This window comes from Amycolatopsis sp. cmx-11-32 (assembly GCF_047608695.1).
Lineage (GTDB): Bacteria > Actinomycetota > Actinomycetes > Mycobacteriales > Pseudonocardiaceae > Amycolatopsis.
In genome coordinates this window covers 109,706-127,082 of sequence record NZ_JADNQN010000013.1, presented here as the reverse complement: position 1 = coordinate 127,082, position 17,377 = coordinate 109,706, and the positions used below count along the sequence as shown (strand labels likewise).

The following is a 17,377-nucleotide window of genomic DNA, read 5'->3' as shown; positions in this document are numbered from 1 at the left end:
ACAAGCCCGGTGCGCTGGGCCAAGGTCGGAGTATGCGAACTCAAAGGATGAGTAAGCGACTTCTGACCCTGGCACTGAGCGTGCTGACGCTCGGTGCCCTGACGACCTCCGTGGCGGAGGCGGGCGAAAGCCCGATCGTCCGCACGGATTCCGGTCCCGTTCGCGGGGTGAGTACCAGCGAATACCGGAGTTTCCAAGGCATTCCGTTCGCCGCGCCACCGGTCGGCGACCTGCGCTGGGCGCCACCGAAAAGACCCGAATCGTGGACCGCCGTGCGGGACGCGAGCAAACCCGGGCCTCGATGTGCGCAGGGGCCGGGGCTCGGATCGGCACCGAGCGACAGTGAGGATTGCCTGTATCTCAACGTGATCAGCCCGGCCAAGCCGACGCACAAACCGCGTCCGGTGATGGTCTGGGTGCACGGCGGGGGCTTCACTTCCGGCGCTGGAAGCGACTACGACTTCCAGCGCATGGCTCTCGGCGGGGACGTCGTCGTGGTGACCGTGAACTACCGGCTGGGTGTGTTCGGTTTCTTCGGGCACCCGGAACTGGGACGCGATTCCGGCGTCTTCGGCCTCCAGGACCAGCAGGCCGCTCTTCGCTGGGTACAGCGCAACGCCCGCGCTTTCGGGGGAGATCCCCGGAACGTCACGCTGTTCGGTGAATCCGCCGGCGCGATGAGCACCTGCGCCCAGCTGGCCTCCCCGTCGGCCGCGGGACTGTTCCACCGCGCGATCATCCAGAGTGGTCCGTGCACCCTGACCTGGCCTGACGGTGGGTTCTTCCCCGGCGTGCCCGCGGGATCGCCGTACCTTCCCCGCGCCGACGTCGAGGCCATGGGAGCCGACGCAGCGAAGAAGCTGGGTTGCGCCGACGTCGCCTGCCTCCGGCGGTTTCCGGTGAAGGACCTGGTGAGCCAGCCTCTCGGGACACCCGCGTTCGATACCGGCCTGCTGCCACAACATCCGGCGACCGCGCTGAAGGCCGGGCACTTCGCCCGCGTCCCGGTGCTGACCGGCGTCACCAGGGACGAGGCCAGGCTGTTCGTCGGCCTGTATCCCGGGCAGCCGTTCACCGAGGAGCACTACCAAGAACTGCTGCGCACCGCCTTCAAGGAAAAGGCACCACTCGTCGCCGCCCGTTACCCGTCGGCGAAGCACGGGAGTCCGGCGATGGCGTACGCCGACGCCATGACCGACCGGATCTGGGGTTGTCCCCAGGTCGGGACCGAGCGTTTGCTGAGCGGCCGCACCCGGACGTTCGGGTACGAGTTCGCCGATCGGGACGCCCCCGCGCTCGTTCCGGCTCCACCGGGAATGCGACCAGGTGCTTCCCATGGGTCTGAATTAGCATATTTGTCTGATTTAACCGGTTTCCCGGCGGATTTGAAGCCCGAGCAGAAGAAACTCGGGGAGCGGATGATTCAGTACTGGACCCGGTTCGCGCGGACCGGGAATCCGAACGGTGAAGAACTGCCGAAGTGGCGTCCCACGCCGAAAACGCAGTCACTCGCGCCGGGCGAGATCGGCCCGGTCGACCTCGCGGCCGTGCACGACTGCGGGTTCTGGGCCGGTCTCTGACGCCAGGAGCCGGGGTGACGCGGTCACCCCGGCTCTTCGGCTCAGTCGTCGTAGGGATCGTCGACTTCGGCGCGCCCCCAGCCTTCGGTGGCCCGGGAGTGGTCGATCACGGCGAACACCGAACCGTCCGGGTCGGCGAGGATCGCCATCCGGCCGTACGGGGTGTCGTAGGGCTGGACCACGACGGCGCCGCCGAGCATCAAGGCCTGTCCCGCCGCGGCGTCCGCGCCTCGAGCCGGGTCGATTTCGAGATAGACCATCCAGTGCGGAGGAGTGTCCGGCCGGTATTCCGTGCCCATCACATACCGGTACAGCACCGGTTCGTGCTCGATGAGCCATTCGGCGTAGTCGAGCGACGTGCCGTCCCCGATCTGGTGGCTGGTGTAGTCGAAGAGGCGGCAGTAGAAGTGATCCGCCGCGGCGCCGTCGTGGGTGTTGAGATCCGCGCCACTGAAGGTGTTGGGCACACCGGTCGCGAACTCCCAGGTTTCCGGCGGTTCCCAGAAGACGACGTGCGCGCCGCACGCGTCGACGGCGTGAATGATGTTGCCACGATGGGGAATCGCCATCGGTCCGAGGGTGACCCGGCCACCGAGACTGTCCACCCATTCGGCGGCCGCGGCCGCCTGAGGCACGGAGATGTGGACACTCCAGCCGGATGGCCCCTCCGCGCCTGCGCGGTACAGGCCACCGACCGGGACGCCGTTCAGTGTCGCGATCGAGTACCGGCCGGACGGCGTCGCCGGGTCACGCTGGACTGTGTACTCCCAGTCGAAAAGTCCGCCGTAGAAGGCTTGTGCGGCCGCTTCGTCTCTGCATGCGAGTTCGATCCAGCACGGGATTCCTGACGGGATGACGGAAGTGTGAGCGGCCGAGCCAAGCGACATGCGGTTCTCCCTTACCAGTGGGAGTAAAGTCTAGTCGCTATCCGCATTGTTTCCGGGAAAGTTTTCGACCTGGATGGCCCGGAACCCGGCCCGGCTCCGCATCGTTGGAGTTTTCGTGCGCTGGTTTCCCCGAGCTGTCTCCTCCTTCCGCCGCGGCGAGGAAGTGCTGCCGAGCCCGAATATCTGGTACTACCAAAGGGCCTACGAGGTCGAGAACCGCGCGCAGGACGTCGATGGCGAGATCTGGCGGGTGCTCGCGGGGCAGCGTGACTGGTCCGGTGCGGACGTGCTCGACCTCGGCTGTGGTGACGGGTTCCACTTGCCGCTGTTCGCCGCGACGGCGCGGTCGGTGCTCGGGATCGAACCCCATGAGCCGCTCGTCCGTGACGCGCGGCGCCGTGTCGGGGGACTGCCGAACGTCGAAGTGCGGCAGGGTCGTGCGCAGCGACTTCCCGTGCCGGACGCGGCTTTCGACGTCGTTCACGCGCGGACCGCGTACTTCTTCGGCCCCGGCTGTGAACCCGGCCTCCGCGAGGCGGAGCGGGTGCTGCGGCCCGGCGGGATGTTGGCGATCGTGGATCTCGATGTGGCGAGTGAGCCCTACGGACGCTGGATGCGACTGGATCTGCCGGACTATGACCCGCCCGGTGTCGAGAAGTTCTTCGCCCGTCGAGATTTCGACTGCCGCAAGGTGATGACGCGGTGGCTGTTCGAGGACGCCGCCGCGATGGAAGCGGTGCTGAAAATCGAGTTCAGTGCTCCGGTCGCGGCGAAGGCGATCGCGGAGGTCCGGCGCCTCAACGAGGTTTCGTCAGGCGCGGGGGAGAAGCGGATGACGCTGCCGGTGGGCTATCGCGTGCATACGCGCACCAAGCCCACCGGCCTCGTCGTGCCAGGTCACTCCGCGTCCTCGGTGGGCGTCTCGTCCGGAGCGGTAGCGTCGTCGGCCTCGCCGAGGATGCCGTAGATCGTCCGGCGTGCCTCGTTGAGCACGTCGACGGCGCGGGATTGCTGTGCCTCGCTGCCGGCGTGCATGACCTGCATGATCGCGGCGGCCAGGGTCGCTCCCGCCTTGCGCAGGTTCACCTCGACCGGGTCGACGTCGTGGGCGATCTGCTCCCACGGCGGGACGGCGTCCTGCTGTTCGGCCGCGGCGCGACCGGATTCGGTGAGTTCGAACAGCTTCTTGCCGCTCTCGTCCTTGCTGATCACCAGGCCTTCGTCGGCCAGCATCTGCAGTGTCGGGTAGACCGAGCCGGGGCTCGGCTTCCAGTAGCCGCCGCTGCGCTCGCCGATCTCGCGAATGATCTCGTAACCGTGCCTCGGCTGCTCGGAAAGCAGCGCGAGGATCGCGGCGCGGACGTCACCGCGTTTGCCGCGCCGTCCGCCGGGGCCACCGCGGCGACCGTGCCGATGACGGTGTCCTGGCCCGCCGGGGCCAGGGGGGAAGTCGCCGAAGCCGCCGCGAGCCCAAGGCCCGAAGGCGGGTCGGCCGTGTTCTGGAGGAAAAGGTCGTCCTCGCATGATGCAGATCCTCTCTACGTAATGTTTCAACACGTTCACGATATATCGGAAACGGTCGTACGACAACCCGCTTGGGGTGAAGTGGGTCTCATGCGAGGTCAGACGCAGGGAAGGGGATGACGTTGAGGGTCCCGCTCGGCGAGCCGCCGGGCACGCCAGCCGAGCGTCACGGCTGCGTTGGCGATCATCCGGCCGCCCCACGACGGGAGTCCGGCGGGGAAGGGTGATACGAGACCTGGAACCAGCGTATGAGTGACGTGGAGTCCGGCGGCCGCGACGTCGCAGGTGGTCAAGTCGACGCTGATCACCTCGAAACCCCGGGCCTCGACGCGGTCCTGATACGCCTTGAGTCGCCGTTCACCGAACGACGGCAGGTCGTCCCAAGACCGGTCCGGCAGGTCGTGTACCCACGGAGTCACTCGCTTGCCCGCCCCCGGGTCGGTCACCGCGGGCACAGGCCGGACGCGATCGGGGACGGGAAGGATCGGACGGCGGCTCTCCGACAGGTCCGCCGGGTCCAGCTCGATCTCACCCGTGGTGATTGCGGATCGCCCACCGGAAAGCCAGCGTTCGAGGTGGACGGAGAGGTTCGCCAGCACCCAGCGGAGGTCGCCGGATCGCAGTGGCGCGGGGTCGGTGGGCACCGGGCCTCGGGCGGCGGAACGGCGGCGGGCGACGACGTCGGCGAAGTCGATTCCGCCGGGTGTGATCGCGGGTCCGGCGATCATCCGGCCGAGTTCCCGGCGCAGCGGTAGCCAGCGCCCCGATCCTGGCGCACAACGCTTCCAACTCGGTCAGTTCGGCGTGGGCGGCGTGCTCGAAGACCGCGACCACGCCGGTGTTCTCGGGCACCACTTCTGCCAATTCCCGGAGGACGGCAACGCCCGGTGTAGCCGCTGTCGCCGAGGACTTCCGTCAGCGGCTCGGTGAGCGCGGGCGAGCCGGTGAGGAGGACCGAGGTCATAGGCAACCCCATCGTTTAAAGGCGACGGAACGGTTTCCTGCCCCAGTCTCGGCCGTGGTGTGAAGTCCTGGCGTCTCCTCGGCCGCGATTCGCACGCCGTCGCGGGAAGAACGCATACGTGACCTGGGGAACAGCGATCCGGGGCGGCCCGGGCGCGGCGGGAGTGGACATGGGAGACTGAGTGGGCTATGACTGCCCTCCCCCTCGTTTTCGACGCGCCCAAGCGCGGCCTCCCGCCGCGCCACCTCGCCGACCTCACCGCCGCCGAGCGGGCCGAGGCCGTCGCCGAGCTGGGTGAGAAGCCGTTCCGCGCGAAGCAGCTGTCGAACCACTACTTCTCGCGGCTCACGGTGAACCCGGAGGAGATGACCGACATCCCGGCGGCGTCGCGGGAGAAGCTCGTCGGAGATCTGATGCCGACGCTGCTCACCGAGATCAAGGCTCTCGCCTGCGACGACGGCACCACCCGCAAGACCCTGTGGCGCGCGCACGACGGGACGCTGCTGGAGAGCGTGCTGATGCGTTACCCGGACCGCGCGACACTGTGCATCTCGAGCCAGGCGGGCTGCGGCATGGCGTGCCCGTTCTGCGCGACAGGGCAGGGCGGCCTCGACCGGAACCTGTCGACGGCGGAGATCGTCGACCAGGTCCGCTCGGCCGCCGCCGTGATGCGCGACGGCGAGATGACCGGCGGCCCCGGCCGTCTGTCGAACATCGTCTTCATGGGCATGGGTGAGCCGCTGGCGAATTACAAGCGTGTCGTCGCCGCGGTGCGCCGGATCACTGACCCTTCGCCGGAGGGGCTGGGGATCGGCCAGCGTTCGGTGACGGTGTCGACGGTGGGCCTCGCGCCGGCGATCCGGAAGCTGGCTGACGAGAAGATGCAGGTGCGTCTCGCCGTTTCGCTGCACACGCCGGACGACGAGTTGCGGGACACGCTGGTGCCGGTGAACGAGCGTTGGTCGGTGGACGAGGTGCTGTCGGCCGCCCGGTACTACGCGGACACTTCCGGTCGTCGGGTGTCCATCGAGTACGCGTTGATCCGGGACATCAATGATCAGCCTTGGCGTGCGGAGCTTTTGGCGAAGCGCCTGCGTCAGCACCTGGGTCAGTTGGTGCACGTGAACGTGATCCCGTTGAACCCCACCCCGGGTTCGAAGTGGGATGCGTCGCCGAAGCCGGTGGAGCGTGAGTTCGTCCGGCTGGTGAACGCGGGCGGGGTCGCCTGCACGGTTCGGGACACGCGTGGCCAGGAGATCGCCGCGGCTTGCGGTCAGCTTGCCGCTGAGAACTGACTTTTCGTTTCGGTGATGGAGAATTCGTCGTGATGTATGCCCCGAGCCTGTTGGATCCGGCTGCGGACGAGCTGAAGCTCGCGGACGTGATCGGCCATGGCGCGACAGGTGTCGCGCGTGAGGCCCGGACACTGCTCGGCGAGCGCTTCAGCTCGGTGACGTTCATGTACGTGCTGATGCGCGCGTTCGAGGTGGACTACAACGCGGCACGCGACGCTTCGCGGTGGCACGAGTTCCACGGCGGGCCGTATGCGTTGTCGGACGCCGATCTCGAGACGTTGCTGGCTCCTTGGCTGGCTCGCTGAGTCCCCGGCTTCGGTGAGCGTCCGCTCCGCTCCGGACCCGCCGGACTGGCCGCCGGTGTCGCGGCGAAGCTCGTCGGCGAGATGGTCCAAGGCGTTGCGTACGGTCCAGGTGATCGGCTCATGATCAACTATCGTGATTCGAGTGGGTCGAACTCTTTCGAGGCCGAAACCGTGATCGTGGCCGGCTGCCGGTTCGGCGCTCTCGGGATGGAGCGAAACGCGCCCTGGCCGCGCTCGGTCTTCCGGCGGTTCGATGTCGGAGTTCGGTTCGATTCGACGGCGAACACCGTCTCTAACCGCGGTTCTCGCGGCGTGCTCGGTCGCGGTCATGATGCTCCTTCGGCGAGTTCGGCCAGGTGGTGCAGCGAGTTGATGAGATGTTCGGGGCCGAACGGCGGGAACCGGATGTACTCCCGGATGGACGGCGGCACGGCCGACCAGTCGTAGGAGAGCGTGACCCCGGTTTCGGACGGCCCGAGCGGTGCCAGGTCGTAACGCCAGAACCAGCCGCCGAACTCCAGCCGTCCGTCGGCCTTTTCCGTTCCCGTCAGCCAGCCGATGGCACGCGGTGAGTCGAACACGTCGACCTTGTTGGCCACCCGGTAGTCACCGTCCGCGTGGCCGGCGTGATACATGTTCATCCGGAAGATCTGCCCGACCTCGGTCAGCGGCGCGGGGTCGGCGGGGTCCTGAACCCAGCCGGTGCCGTCGATGGCCGAATGGGTCGCCGGATCCGCCAGCACCGCGAACACCCTGGTGACAGGCGCGGCGACGGTCAGGGTGGCGCTCACATTCTCCTCGGCCGTGGTGTGCTTGCTTCGTGTCATTTCGGCCTCCTCTCACCTTGCCTACGAACGGGAACGGCGCGATCCGACATCGCCGCGAAAGAAACGACCGCGAGCCGTCATCGTCACGGAGTCCGCACGCGGTGGACTGATCGACTCGGTGCTGGGTGAGAGGTAGGCGACACCGCTCCGGTCGGTATTGGGCTGGATGGACCAGTCGCACGGCGGTCCCGGCCGCTGGCCGCGACACTCGGTGTGGATCGAAGAGGAGAGTGAACCCAATGCCATCGAGCAAGGCGGGACAGGTACGCCACAACAAGGCCGTCCAGGTGTTCGGACGGATCGGGATGGGGTGCTACGGGCTGGTGTACCTGCTCATCGGGTACCTGGCGGCGCGTATCGCCTTCGGCGGTGGCGGCCAGGAGGCCGACGGGCGTGGTGCGGTCGCCGAGGTCGGCTCGACCCCGTTGGGCGGCGTGCTGTTGTGGGCGCTGGCGGCCGGACTGGTGGCGTACGGCCTGTGGCAGGCGCTGCTGGCCGCTGTCGGGTACACCTGGATCGACAAAAAGCGACAGCGCGTCGTCAAGCGGGTGACGTCCGGAGCGCGCTGCCTGGTGGGAATCTCACTGGGGGTGTACGCGGCCCGGCTCGCCGCGGGGGCGGGAGAACAGGGCAGCGGCGACCAGAAACAGCAGGAACTCACCGCGCGGCTGCTCGCGTTGCCCGCCGGCCCGTTCCTGGTGATCGTGGCGGCCGTCATCGTGTTCGGTGTCGCCGTGGCTTCGGTGGTGAACGGTGTGCGCCGGAACTTCGTGCGGGATCTCGACCTCTCGTCGTTGCCGTCGGGAACCCGGCGCTGGGTCGAGCGGCTCGGGCGGATCGGTTATGTGGCACGGGGTGTCGTGTTCGGCGTGGTCGCGGTGCTCCTCGGATTCGCGGCGCTGGCACACGACCCGTCCCGCTCCGGCGGGCTCGACGCCGCGCTGCGCGCCTTGGCCGCTCAGCCGTTCGGCACGGTGCTGCTCCTCGTGGTGGCCGCCGGAGTCGCCGCTTTCGGCGCGTACTGCATGGGGGCGGCACGGGCACAGCGCGGCTGAGGAGCAGTCCACCCTGGGGGACGAATCCCCCTCCTGCCGAAGTCGACTCTCTTCGGCACCGCCGGACGATGTGCGCGCAGTAACGCCGTTCCTAGCCTGACGTCGCAGTGATCTTCCACTGGGCGAAGGGAAAACGGGATGTGGGAAAAGCTGGGCAAGGTCGTGACGGCGCTGGCCGTGGCGGCGACGTTCGTGGCGGCGACACCCGAGATCGGGGTGGCGGACGTGGTGCAGACCCGCCGGATCGGCGAAGCGAGGACGTCTTCGGACGGGCGGTTCGGCGCCGCTGTCGTCACCGAACCATCGGTCGCGGACAACACCGTCACCAGCCGGATTCTCGTGTTGTCCCTGGCGAAACCGGCGGAAGTCAGGACGGTCGCGACGGTGACCGGTACGACGGCCAGGATCACGAATCTGCGCTGGTCACCGGATGGCGGCTCGCTGGCCTACCTCGCGCCGCGGGACGGCGCCGACGAGATCTGGCAGGTGCCGGTGCGGGGCGGGAAGCCGGCGAAACTGCTCGATTTCGACGGCCCCGCGGTCCCGATCGGCGGTAAGCACGAGGCGTTCCGGCTGGCCAACGTCCCACCGCATCCGGCGAAGATCCTCGCGTTCGAGTGGTCTCCGGACGGGCGATCGCTGGCGTTCAGCACACCGCGTCCCGGTGGCAGGCCGACGGCCGACGGCGTCGTCTTCGACGAGCGGGCGATGGATCTCCGGACCTTGGAGACGGGGGAGTACGACCTGACGCGGAACGGACTCTGGTTGCTGGACACGAAGACCGGGAGCCGTCGGCATATCGCCGACTTCGTGATGGGCCCGCTCGCCGTCCCCGGCAAACCGGGTATGGCGTGGTCGCCCGACGGTTCCCGGCTCGCGTTCGTGACCAGGGAGACTCAGCGCCCTGCCGACAATCTCGACACGGTGCGGCTACTGGACGCGGCCTCCGGCCGAGCGACCATTGTGGACACTGCCGGAGCGCGCCCGCTGCCGTCGGCGTGGTCCCCGGACGGACGTTCGGTCCTCGCGTCGAAGGACGACCGGGTGCTGGCGGTTCCCGTCGACGGCGGGGCACCGGCACCGGTCGCGACCCTGCCCAAGGGCACGCGGATTTCGTCGTCGGGCAGCGCGTGGTGGTCACCGGCCGGTGACCGGGTGTTCGCCATGGCGAGCGACGAGCGGCGCGAAACCCTGTACTCGGCGTCCAGTCAGGGAATCTTGACGCCCGTTGCCCTGGCTGCCGGTACCTTGGCGGGCTGCTCGTTCGATCCGGCCCGGCGTCACGCTCTCTGCGTCCGGGAGGACGTGGCTTCGCCGCCCCGTCTCGTCGTCGTGGACGCCGCGACCGGATCCGTGCGTGAAGGCCACGATCCGAACGGCTGGGTCACCGGTGTCCGCCTGACCAGGCCGCGGGCCGCGGAGTGGACCCTGCCGTCGGGGCATCGGGCCACGGGCTACCGCCTCGTCCCCGAGCGCTGTGGGCGCGAGAGCCGCTGCCCCGTCGTCGTGATCACCCATGGCTACGACGCCACCGAGCGGTTCATGGCGGAGGAGAACGAATGGCAGTACCCGTCCCAGGTCTTCGCCGCCAAGGGATACGTCGTCCTGCTGGTCAACGAGTCGCGGGCGACCCAGGATCCGCGGGACGCCGTGGCGGCAATGGAAACCGCGGTCAAGTCCGAAGTGGACAGTGGTACCGCCGACCAGGGAAAGGCAGGCATCATGGGCTACAGCCGGGGCGCGTTCGTCAGCGAGGAGGCGATCGCGCGTTCGACCGTGTTCAAAGCGGCCTCCGCCGGCGAGGGCGGTAGCCCGTCGCTGATCCCCGGCTCCGGGCAGACGGCGGACCGTGTCAACGGCCCCGTGCTGCAACAGGCCGGGCCGGCCGCCGGTTCACTCACCCTGAGCATCCACCGGTTCGTGAAGGGGAAGAACGTGCCGGCCGAGTTCGTGCTCTTCGGTGACGAGACGCACCTTTTCCATCAGCCGCGACACCGCGCAGCGGCGATGAACCAGAACCTCGGCTGGTTCGACCGCTGGCTGGGCGGCTGAGCCCGCCCGCCCCGGTTCGACGAAGAACCGGGGCGGGTACGGCAACGGTGACGTCGAGATCCCGGCGGCCAGTCCTGGCGTACCGCCGAACTGCTTCGGGCCGGCTGGGGGAGTCGGGCGACGGCAAGCCGCTGTTCGCCGCTCGGGGTGGCGCCGACGCGGTTCGAAGGGCCGCCGCCGTGGTCGAAGGGACGGGCGTCACTCACCTGCGTTACCGAGTCACTGACCGACAGTGATCCGATGAGTTGACCCTATGTGAGCGGCATCGAGGGTATAGAGGAAAGTGTGTCGAGATAAAGATCCGATGAATCTCTATACCTTTGCCGGATCTTGCGCCAAGATCTTCCGCATGAAGCTGAGATCGATCACCAAACGCATGCTCGTTCTCGGGCTGCTGACGGTTCTCGGGACCACCGGGGCTACGTCAGCGGCCACCGCCGAACCCGCGCAGGTACCCACGGACGTGAACGCGACCGGGCTGCCACGAGGCGGCTGGGAACCGGTCGGCCCGAACAGCATCGGCGGGCTGCTGGCCGTTTCGCCCGCCGGGCTCGCGATGATGCAGCCCGGCCCGCCCGCGTTGTGGCTCTCCGGCGACCGCGGTGGCTCGTGGACCGCGCGTCGGGGACTGCCGGTGGACACCGCCATCCAGGGATTCTTCGCCGATCCGGTGAATCCCGACCGGATGCTCGCGGTGGGCAACAAACCCGGGCACCAGGTCGGCGAGTGGCGCGGCCTGCTGCTGCGCACCACCGACCGCGGCGAGACCTGGGAGACCCTGCGCGAGTGGTATCCCGACGGCGCGTTCGGCATGGCGACGGACCCCACCGGCCGGGTCGTCGTGGTACAGAACCTCGATTCGCTGAGCGTCAGCACCGACGGCGGAGACCACTGGAACGACGTGCCGAGGACCTGGCCGCGTGAGGGGGTCGCCGCACCGGTCGGCGGGCTCAAACTCACCCTCGTCGGCGACGACGCCTACTTCACGACGGTCTACCCGGAGTACTCGCTGTGGGCGGTCCGCGGGGTCAGCGGCAAGGAGCCGCGGGCCGAACTCGTCTACCGGACCAACGACGAGGTCGGGCAGGTCGCGTCGGATGGCAAGCGGTTCGTGGTCACGGTCGGCCCCGAGCTGCACGGCTCCACCGACGGCGGGAAGACCTGGACGGTCCTGCGCCGCGAACCCGGCGGACAGCCTCTGCGCGAACCGCACTTCGTCGGCGGCCGCCTGTATATCGCGACGTATAACGACATAGATGTCAGCGCGGACTTCGGCCGCACCTGGACCCGGAAACCGGTGCCCGCGCCGGGCGAAGGCGTCAGCGACATGATCGAACTCCCCGCCGGGGCGGGCAAACCCGCCACCACGCTGATCTCCTCGCTGTACCGAGGGGTGTACGCGGACGGCGGCAAGAGCGGCTACCAGCAGATCGGTGTGCCCGGCGAATCCATTCGCGACCTGGTGACCAGCGGGAACCTCCTGCGCGAGAGCGTCGTCGCGGCCGGCGTGCAGGAGATCTACAACACCCCGCTTCCGCGTGGCAAGGTCGCCGCGGCGGACCGGGTGTGGCAGTCGCACCCCACCGACAGGTTGCACGAGGACGCGCGTCTGTCCGTCTCGCCCGCCCGTCCGGACGTCGTCTGGCAGGTCACCCGCAACGGCTTCTCGCTCGACGTGCTCCGCAGCGGTGACGGCGGCCGCACCTGGCAGTTCGCGGCGAAGGCGAAGGAAGGCCTCCCCAGGACGATCTTCGCCCACCCGGCCGCTCCCGACAGGCTTTTCGTCTCGGCCTTCGCTCCCAGCGGCTATGTGCTCTATCGCAGTGACAACGCCGGGAAGACCTGGGAGAAGCTCGCAGGCGACAACGGGTTCATCGCGTTCGCCGGTGACCCGTGGAACGCGAACCGGGTCTGGGGCGGGGATTCCCACGGTCTGTCCCGGTCCGACGACGGCGGCAGGACCTGGACCCACGTCTCCGACGAGCCGGTCAGTTCGATCTCGGTGAGCCACCGGGGCCGCGTCCTGGCAGGCGGTGCCGGTCTGCTGCTCAGCGAGGACAACGGCCGGACGTTCCGGCGGGTCCGCGACGGCGAGGATCCCCGTGAGATCAGCCGGATCCTGCCGCATCCGTTCGACTTCAGGGTGTGGTTCGCGAGCAGCGCGACCGGAGGAGGCGTGCTGCGCAGCACGGACTTCGGCCGCACCTGGTCGCCGGTGCCCGGCGCGTTGCCCGACGCCAGGGTGCTCTCGATGACGATCAGCGCGGACGGCCGGTATCTGTTCGCGGGCACCGCGCAGTCCGGCGCGTACCGCCTGACGCTGTACTGAGCCCAAGGCGCTTCGTGGTCGGCGAAAGTTCCGGCCACGAAGCGTTTACTCGGTCCGTCGCCGGATGTCAGAGTCGAGGACATGGCCATCGACGTCCCCGCCCTCCGGCGCCACTTCCCGTCCCTCTCCAGCGGAATCGCCTTCTTCGACGGACCCGCGGGCACTCAGACACCCCGGCCCGTCGCCGACGCCATCGCCGACACGCTGGCCGGTCCGTTGTCGAACCGGGGCACGGTCAGCCCGTCCGAGCTCAACGCCGAGAACGCTGTCGCGGGTTTCCGCGCGGCCTACGCCGACTTCCTCAACGTGCCGTCCGAAGGCGTCGTCCACGGCCGTAGCGCCACCCAGTTGACGTACGACTTTTCGCGGCACCTGGCCAAAAACTGGCGCGAGGGTGACGAGATCGTCGTCAGCCGCCTCGACCACGACGCGAACGTCCGGCCCTGGATCCAGGTCGCCGAACGGGCCGGGCTGACCGTCCGCTGGATCGACATCGACCCCGAGACCACCGAACTCGACCTCGATTCAATCGTCCTCACCGAGAGGACGAGGCTGGTCGCGGTCACGGCGGCCTCGAACGTCCTCGGCACCAGACCGCCGATCCGCCGGATCGCCGATCTCGTCCACGACGCCGGAGCGCTGCTGTTCGTCGACGGCGTGCATTTCGCCGCCCACGATCCGGTGGACGTCCCGCGCTGGGAGCGGACTTCTTCGTCTGCTCGCCGTACAAGTTCCTCGGCCCGCACTGCGGGGTGCTCGGCGCGTCGCCCGACCTCCTCGAAACCGTCGAACCGGACAAGCTCATGCCGTCGTCCGACGCCGTGCCCGAACGCTTCGAATTCGGCACCTTGCCCTATGAGATCCTCGCGGGCGCGACGGCCGCCGTGGACTTCCTCGCCGCCCTCGACCCGGGAGCGGGCGGATCGCGGCGGGACCGGTTGACGAACTCGCTGAATTCCTTGCACGACCATGAAATCACGCTGCGTACCAGGCTGGAGGAAGGACTGGGGGACGCCGTCACCGTCCACTGCAAGGCGGCCGACCGGACCCCGACCGTCCTGATGAGCCTCGGCGGACGCGAGCGCGAAGCGCAACGGCATCTCGCCGAACGGAAGATCGTCGCCCCGGCGGGGTCTTTCTACGCCTACGAAGTCTTCGCGGCCCTGAAGCTGGAGGATCCGGCGCTCCGGGTCGGGCTCGCGCCGTACACCAGCGCCGAGGACGTCGAGAGGTTGCTGGACGGGCTGTCGACGTTCGTTCGGTGAGGGGCCCGCCGCGTGTCGTCCGGCTGGACACGCGTGTCGTCCATCCAGTCACCTGTGTCGTCCCTTCAATCACGCGAACCGCCCGAAAGCAGGTATTTGAGACACGGTTGGCTCTGACCCGAATCGCGGTTTGGGTCCGGTCACAAGACTCGTTCGCCTGATCTTGTGATCGGCCCCATGGACGTACGGTGACCGGGCCGACACCCTGGGAAGGGAACGTCGCGGGCAACGGGGCCCGGACGGACCAGAACGGTGGCCACCATGGGAAGACTTCGCACACGGACACTGATCGCCGGGATGGTCGTGCTCGCGACCGTGGGCATCACGCCCGCCGCGACGGCCACGACCGGGATCGCGGACCGATGGAGCGAACCGGGTCCCTTCGCGGTGACCGTCGAAGCCCTCGACAGCACACACACCGTGTACCGGCCGACGCGGCTGGAGAGGCACCCGGTGATCCTGTGGGGCAACGGAACCGGCGCGAACCCGAAGATCTACGGCGGTCTGTTGCGTCATCTGGCCTCACACGGTTTCGTGGTCGCGGCGGCCGACACACCGAACGCGGGCTCAGGCAAGGAAATGCTGGCCGGAGCCACGACCCTGATCGCCGAGAACTCCCGTCCCGGCAGCCGCTATGAAGGGAAGATCGACACCGCCCACATCGGTGCGACCGGCCATTCCCAAGGTGGCGGCGGGGCGATCGCCGCCGGCGCGGATCCCCGCGTCACCACCACGATCCCGATCGAGCCGGGGCCGCAGGGCTCTGTCACGGCTTTGAAGGGGCCCTCGTTCTTCCTCGGCGGCCAGTTCGACACCATCGTCATTCCCGCGCTGCTGGTCATTCCGCGGTACCGCCTCGCGGACCAGGTGCCCGCGATCTACGGCGAACTCGCCGGCGCGACCCACTTCACGCCCGTCGGTGACGGTGGCGGGTTCCGCGGCGCGATCACGGCGTGGTTCCGGTTCTGGCTGTCCGGTGACGAGCGAGCCCGCGCGGAGTTCTTCGGTGCGTCCTGCGGATTGTGCCGGGACGGGGCCTGGTCCGGTGTCCAGCGCAACGCGAAGGCCCTGGCCGTTCCGGCGGCTTGATCGCCGGATCTTGTCGGTGGGCCGGGCTAGGGTCTTCCTCCAGCAGCCTGATCAGGAGGGACACCCCGTCATGACCACTCTCGACAACCGGCCGAACACCGCGCTCTTGGTCGTCGACGTCCAGAACGGCGTCGTCGACGATGGCCACGAGCGCGACGCGGTGGTCGCGAACATCGGCGCTCTCGTCGGCAGGGCGCGGCAGGAAGACGTCCCGGTCGTATGGGTGCAGCATTCCGACGAGGAACTCGTGCGAGAAAGCGAAGAATGGCGCATCGTCGGCGAGTTGACCCCGGCCGACACCGAGCCGGTCGTCCACAAGTCCTATGGAGACTCCTTCGAGGACACCGATCTGGAGAAAACGCTGGCGGAGCGCGGTGTCGGGCGTCTCGTGATCGTCGGGGCGGAGACCGACGTCTGTATCCGCTCGACACTGCACGGCGCCATGGTCCGCGGGTACGACGCGACACTGGTCGGCGACGCGCACACGACCGTGGACAAATCGGCTTGGGGCGCGCCGGCACCGGAGCAGGTCATCGCGCATACGAACCTGTACTGGCGTTATCAGGTCGCGCCGGGCCGGAAGGGAGGGACGGTCGAGACCGAGAACGTCGATTTCAGCGGCTGAGCCGCCTCACGGCAAGCCGGACCAGCGTGCGATCAGCAGGCCGGCGTCTCCGGTGAAGTCGCTGTCGCAGTGGGACTTCGCCGCTTGGAGTACGCGCCGGGTGGTTTCCGGTGGCACGCGTCCGGCGTTGGCGGCCAGACAGGTGGCGAACGCGAACCGTTCGCCGTCGGTGTCACGCGCGCCCGAGAGACCTTCGGTGTGCAGGACCAGGAGATCTCCCGGCCGCAGCCGGGCGGTCGCGATCCGGCCGGGCGGCCCCGCGCCGAACGGTGGGCGTCGACCACCGTCCAATGTGGTCTGTACGTGCTCGCCGCCGAGTACGAACGGCGGTTCCCCTCCCGCTTCGAGGTAGCGGAGCCCGCCGCCGGTGAGGTCAAGCTCGGCCAGCGCGCCGCGGACTGCGGCGTGGTCGCCGAACTGTGTCGACAGCGCTTTGTCGACAGCGGCTTCCTGGTCGCGCAGATCCAGGCCCTCGCGACGAGCGGACCGGTAGGCCGCGAGCGCGGCCGAGACCACCAGGTCCGGGGACGCGGTGTCCCGGCCGGCGTCGAAGATCGCCAGCCACGCCTTCGTTTCGGAAAGGGCGTAGTCGAAGGTGACGCCGCGAACGTCGTAGGTGGGCTCGATGCCGCCCGCGACCACGATGGTGTGTGTCGCGGCGGTCGACGGGGGCAGGTTCCGCCAAAGCAGCTCCGCGGCGGGGTTGCGCCGACGTTGGCGCCGCAGCATGTCGAGACCGTCGCCGTACCTCGTCGCGGCGGCGATCAGACGGCCGGACAGCGACGCGAGCCACTGGCACTGGGTTCGCAGGGCGGGGTCGTGGAGGTCGGCGTCCGTACCTGCTGCGACCTCGAGTACGCCCATGCGCTCGTCGCCGTCCAGCAGCGTGGCCCACAACCGTGGTCCCTCCGGCTCCTCGCCCAGCAAGGTGCCGGCGTGCCGGTACGCCCGGCCCGCGGTACTGGTCTCGATGGCCAGAGGTACCCGGTCGGATGCCGATCCGCCGGGGGCCGGGACCAGTTGCCGCTGGTCGTGGTCGACGAGGTAGACGGCGATCTCGAGGCTCAGCGCCCGGCCTGCCGAGGCGATGAGCCCGGGCAGTCTCTCCGGCGAGGCACGGCGGGCACCGTCGAGGAGACTCACCAGCGCGGCCAAGGGTCCGCGAGGGCGGGTGTCCTCGCCGGTCCCACGGCTGTACGGTGCCCTTCGCTCGCCGTCGGCCTCCTCGGCCTCGTCGGCCTCCTCGGCCGCGTCGACCTCGTCGAGCCGCTCGTTGACCGCGTGCGCCACCATGTCCCGCTGGATTCGGGGCAAGGGGGATTGGCCCTGCAGGAACTTCTCCAGCTCCACCTCGTTGACGTCACCGCCCAGTGCGAAATATCTCAGCCACAGCTGTTCCAAGGTGAGTCCGGTCCGCGCGAAACACGCCGCGACGATCCTGCGCTGCTCCTCGGCCTGGAGCGAGGCCACGGTGATCACCCCCGGGAACTCGACGTTATGGCTTACGAGTACCAACCGTCACCCGGTGCGAAACATGAGTCGGCTTTCGAAATGCGCCCGTTCGACGAGGGGTCGGTTAC

General features: G+C 68.7%; 14 protein-coding genes and 1 pseudogene. 10 read left to right on the top strand and 5 right to left on the bottom strand.

Going from position 1 to position 17,377, the window contains the following annotated elements:
• The first annotated feature begins 47 nt into the window (after positions 1-47).
• Positions 48-1,580, top strand: coding sequence for a carboxylesterase/lipase family protein (locus ACM6LR_RS31480; RefSeq protein WP_414940832.1), 1,533 nt, complete (start codon positions 48-50; stop codon positions 1,578-1,580).
• A 41-nt stretch (positions 1,581-1,621) separates the two neighbouring features.
• On the opposite strand, the gene ACM6LR_RS31475 is transcribed toward ACM6LR_RS31480, so the two are convergent.
• The gene (locus tag ACM6LR_RS31475) at positions 1,622-2,467 is read right to left on the bottom strand and encodes a VOC family protein (protein WP_414940831.1); all 846 of its coding nucleotides are present in this window, start codon (positions 2,465-2,467) and stop codon (positions 1,622-1,624) included.
• 115 nt (positions 2,468-2,582) lie between these two features.
• Here ACM6LR_RS31475 and ACM6LR_RS31470 point away from each other — a divergent pair, with 115 nt between their 5' ends.
• Entirely contained in the window at positions 2,583-3,434 is an 852-nt protein-coding gene (locus tag ACM6LR_RS31470) for a class I SAM-dependent methyltransferase (protein WP_414940830.1), read from the top strand.
• On the opposite strand, the gene ACM6LR_RS31465 is transcribed toward ACM6LR_RS31470, so the two are convergent.
• Both ACM6LR_RS31465 and ACM6LR_RS31460 read right to left on the bottom strand, forming a co-directional pair.
• Complete coding sequence (locus tag ACM6LR_RS31465) at positions 3,365-3,991, bottom strand: PadR family transcriptional regulator (RefSeq protein WP_414940829.1); 627 nt, start codon at positions 3,989-3,991, stop codon at positions 3,365-3,367. The two genes, ACM6LR_RS31470 and ACM6LR_RS31465, sit on opposite strands and share 70 nt — an antisense overlap.
• A gap of 98 nt (positions 3,992-4,089) precedes the next feature.
• A complete protein-coding gene (locus ACM6LR_RS31460; protein ID WP_414940828.1) occupies positions 4,090-4,719 on the bottom strand; it encodes a hypothetical protein in 630 nt (209 codons plus the stop codon).
• A gap of 424 nt (positions 4,720-5,143) precedes the next feature.
• On the opposite strand from ACM6LR_RS31460, the gene rlmN reads away from it, so the two are divergent.
• Together rlmN and ACM6LR_RS31450 are read left to right on the top strand one after the other, a co-directional pair.
• Positions 5,144-6,250: a 23S rRNA (adenine(2503)-C(2))-methyltransferase RlmN gene (rlmN, locus tag ACM6LR_RS31455; protein ID WP_414940827.1), complete on the top strand. Its 1,107-nt coding sequence runs from the start codon at positions 5,144-5,146 to the stop codon at positions 6,248-6,250.
• 32 nt (positions 6,251-6,282) lie between these two features.
• Complete coding sequence (locus tag ACM6LR_RS31450; RefSeq protein WP_414940968.1) at positions 6,283-6,555, top strand: hypothetical protein; 273 nt, start codon at positions 6,283-6,285, stop codon at positions 6,553-6,555.
• A gap of 326 nt (positions 6,556-6,881) precedes the next feature.
• Here ACM6LR_RS31450 and ACM6LR_RS31445 read toward each other — a convergent pair whose 3' ends face one another.
• On the bottom strand, positions 6,882-7,382 hold the full coding sequence (locus ACM6LR_RS31445) for a polyketide cyclase (RefSeq protein WP_414940826.1): 501 nt from the start codon (positions 7,380-7,382) through the stop codon (positions 6,882-6,884).
• Between the two features lie 239 nt (positions 7,383-7,621).
• Between ACM6LR_RS31445 and ACM6LR_RS31440 the strand changes: the two genes are divergently transcribed.
• The 6 genes and pseudogenes from ACM6LR_RS31440 to ACM6LR_RS31415 all read left to right on the top strand — a co-directional run bounded on the left by ACM6LR_RS31440 (position 7,622) and on the right by ACM6LR_RS31415 (position 15,797).
• A complete protein-coding gene (locus ACM6LR_RS31440) occupies positions 7,622-8,437 on the top strand; it encodes a DUF1206 domain-containing protein (RefSeq protein WP_414940825.1) in 816 nt (271 codons plus the stop codon).
• A gap of 138 nt (positions 8,438-8,575) precedes the next feature.
• Positions 8,576-10,489 carry a hypothetical protein gene (locus ACM6LR_RS31435; RefSeq protein WP_414945085.1) on the top strand — a complete coding sequence of 638 codons (1,914 nt, stop codon included), beginning with the start codon at positions 8,576-8,578 and terminating at the stop codon, positions 10,487-10,489.
• Between the two features lie 349 nt (positions 10,490-10,838).
• On the top strand, positions 10,839-12,818 hold the full coding sequence (locus tag ACM6LR_RS31430; protein WP_414945084.1) for a WD40/YVTN/BNR-like repeat-containing protein: 1,980 nt from the start codon (positions 10,839-10,841) through the stop codon (positions 12,816-12,818).
• 81 nt (positions 12,819-12,899) lie between these two features.
• Positions 12,900-14,083: pseudogene (locus tag ACM6LR_RS31425) on the top strand (cysteine desulfurase-like protein).
• Positions 14,084-14,344: 261 nt separating this feature from the next.
• Positions 14,345-15,172: a chlorophyllase/cutinase-like alpha/beta fold protein gene (locus ACM6LR_RS31420; protein ID WP_414940820.1), complete on the top strand. Its 828-nt coding sequence runs from the start codon at positions 14,345-14,347 to the stop codon at positions 15,170-15,172.
• Positions 15,173-15,242: 70 nt separating this feature from the next.
• A complete protein-coding gene (locus ACM6LR_RS31415; RefSeq protein WP_414940819.1) occupies positions 15,243-15,797 on the top strand; it encodes a cysteine hydrolase family protein in 555 nt (184 codons plus the stop codon).
• 6 nt (positions 15,798-15,803) lie between these two features.
• On the opposite strand, the gene ACM6LR_RS31410 is transcribed toward ACM6LR_RS31415, so the two are convergent.
• Entirely contained in the window at positions 15,804-17,267 is a 1,464-nt protein-coding gene (locus ACM6LR_RS31410; protein WP_414940818.1) for a PP2C family protein-serine/threonine phosphatase, read from the bottom strand.
• Between the last annotated feature and the right edge of the window lie 110 nt (positions 17,268-17,377).

Bases quoted from the DNA above. Each gene is read 5' to 3' on its own strand.
- ACM6LR_RS31480 (WP_414940832.1), top strand. From the start codon at position 48: ATGAGTAAGCGACTTCTGACCCTGGCACTGAGCGTGCTGACGCTCGGT.
- ACM6LR_RS31475 (WP_414940831.1), bottom strand. From the start codon at position 2,467: ATGTCGCTTGGCTCGGCCGCTCACACTTCCGTCATCCCGTCAGGAATC.
- ACM6LR_RS31465 (WP_414940829.1), bottom strand. From the start codon at position 3,991: ATGCGAGGACGACCTTTTCCTCCAGAACACGGCCGACCCGCCTTCGGG.
- ACM6LR_RS31460 (WP_414940828.1), bottom strand. From the start codon at position 4,719: ATGATCGCCGGACCCGCGATCACACCCGGCGGAATCGACTTCGCCGAC.
- rlmN (WP_414940827.1), top strand. From the start codon at position 5,144: ATGACTGCCCTCCCCCTCGTTTTCGACGCGCCCAAGCGCGGCCTCCCG.
- ACM6LR_RS31450 (WP_414940968.1), top strand. From the start codon at position 6,283: ATGTATGCCCCGAGCCTGTTGGATCCGGCTGCGGACGAGCTGAAGCTC.
- ACM6LR_RS31445 (WP_414940826.1), bottom strand. From the start codon at position 7,382: ATGACACGAAGCAAGCACACCACGGCCGAGGAGAATGTGAGCGCCACC.
- ACM6LR_RS31440 (WP_414940825.1), top strand. From the start codon at position 7,622: ATGCCATCGAGCAAGGCGGGACAGGTACGCCACAACAAGGCCGTCCAG.
- ACM6LR_RS31435 (WP_414945085.1), top strand. From the start codon at position 8,576: ATGTGGGAAAAGCTGGGCAAGGTCGTGACGGCGCTGGCCGTGGCGGCG.
- ACM6LR_RS31430 (WP_414945084.1), top strand. From the start codon at position 10,839: ATGAAGCTGAGATCGATCACCAAACGCATGCTCGTTCTCGGGCTGCTG.
- ACM6LR_RS31420 (WP_414940820.1), top strand. From the start codon at position 14,345: ATGGGAAGACTTCGCACACGGACACTGATCGCCGGGATGGTCGTGCTC.
- ACM6LR_RS31415 (WP_414940819.1), top strand. From the start codon at position 15,243: ATGACCACTCTCGACAACCGGCCGAACACCGCGCTCTTGGTCGTCGAC.